General features: G+C 39.1%; 1 protein-coding gene and 1 pseudogene. One reads left to right on the top strand and one right to left on the bottom strand.

The annotated features are described in order from the left end of the window. Positions 1–227 precede the first annotated feature (227 nt). A pseudogene (locus L1028_RS30970) lies at positions 228–437 on the bottom strand (IS110 family RNA-guided transposase); the annotation flags it as partial. A 390-nt stretch (positions 438–827) separates the two neighbouring features. Between L1028_RS30970 and L1028_RS30965 the strand changes: the two are divergent. Continuing rightward, on the top strand, positions 828–995 hold the full coding sequence (locus L1028_RS30965; RefSeq protein WP_234541956.1) for a hypothetical protein: 168 nt from the start codon (positions 828–830) through the stop codon (positions 993–995). Positions 996–1,747: the final 752 nt, after the last annotated feature.

The raw sequence follows: 1,747 nt of genomic DNA, 5'->3' as shown, positions 1-1,747 counted from the left end.
CTTAAAACGTTATTGTAATCTGCATGCCCATGAGTGACGGACATCGGAAAGCCGTATGAGGGAAAACCTCACGTACGGTTTGATGAGGAGGGGCTGAATTTGTTCAGCCTTTTACTCTAGAACTCCCATGAAAATAAATATGCAGTTACTGTAAAAAGGCAAAAGTAAATAAGACGCAGCACATTCATTTTTTAAAAAAGGTGCAGCGCCCGAAATGAAGAATATGGCTATCTTTGATAATCTTCGCCTAGGTCCATATACATTTCTTCACGTGTTAAAAGATAGTAGGCTATTCTCAACATAGCATGAGCAACAGAAATCGCTGCCTTTTTTCTTCCTTTTCGTGCTGCCGTTCGTCTATACATGGCACCTAGATAGTTCTTTGACGCAGCAACAGAATGAGCTGCTTCTACTAAGGCAGACTTCAGATATTTGTTTCCATTTTTGGCTTTGGCAGATTTCCTCTTTCCTGCACTTTCGTTATGCCCAGGTACGAGTCAATCCCATGAGCATAAATGTGCAGTACTGGGAAACTGCTTCTTAATATTCCGTCCCTATTTCCGCTAAGATCTGTTCCGCCATTCGAGTGGCGATCCCCGGAATTGAATCTAAACGTTCAATATCGTCATGAAAAGGGACTACCCTCGTTCAGGTTATCTCAAAGACAATCGCTGATGATATTGTTGATATTAATTGTAGGGTTGGATTTACAGCTTATGTGGAGCACTACTATTATGTTGGTAGTAAAGAAGATGATATAGAGTTAAGCGGATTAATAACTTGCCAAGTAGACGCCTCTATAACTATTGACATTTTATCTGGATACCATGATGATGCAACAAAGACTCTTCTTTTGTCATCGACTTGTATCGACTTCAATGATTTTTGGGGTAATTGAAGCGACAGATCCAACAGAAGAACCTGACCAACTTGATAATGAACCCGATGAACCTGATGAACCCTATATACCTGATTTTTATGATGATTTTGATTAATAATAGACCCTATAATGACTGAAATAAATGATGTCAGATGGCTCGAACATTAATACAGGTACCATCAATAATATTATTGACCACTTAACAAACTGAGAACCTAAACGCACTGTTCATTTGATACATATAAAAAAGAACACCTCAAAACCAAGTGTGACAAGAGGGTTGAGAACAATACTGTATTGTATTTTTGAATTTTTGATTTCGTTGAAAAACATAGTGGTATTCAAAGGTCTCAAAACAACAATTTATTGTAATGAGCCAGTGCCCTCCCAATAAAGTTCACCCATGTCTCACAAAGTTTACCCATTACACTTAAAATTCTCCACCCAGCCGAGCAAAATCCAGGTATCCACTCCTGATTTCCTCGGCTTTTTCTTTCCCTCGGCCCATTTCCCCACCCATTAACTCACGCCTTCCCCAAACATTTTCCACCTCTTTTTTTCGAACTAGAAACCCGCCAAAGCCCTGTCACATCTGCATTCCCCTCAATTTATTACTCTATTCTTTATCCTTGATTAATTAATTTTATTCTCAATTATCTTCTCAATCGAAGTGAGAAGCCCATGATCTTCTCAGGATTTTCCTCCGGTTTCACATCAAACTTTAACTGCATTTTTTTGCTGATTTTCCTTGGTTTTAGATAATTCGTTGATTTATCGGATTTCACATCAATATTTTAGTGGTTTGATGTGGTGAAGAGAAGGGTGAGGGAAAGTCTGGGAGGGCTTGTGGGGTAAGGAGTTTGGGGG

The organism is Paenibacillus pseudetheri (genome assembly GCF_924513355.1).
GTDB classification, from domain to species: Bacteria; Bacillota; Bacilli; order Paenibacillales; family Paenibacillaceae; genus Paenibacillus_AQ; species Paenibacillus_AQ pseudetheri.
The sequence above is the reverse complement of the archived record's forward strand: the minus strand, read 5'-3'. Positions and strand labels throughout refer to the sequence as shown.

Coding starts and splice junctions, on each gene's coding strand:
- L1028_RS30965 (WP_234541956.1), top strand. CDS start 828: ATGATGATGCAACAAAGACTCTTCTTTTGTCATCGACTTGTATCGACT.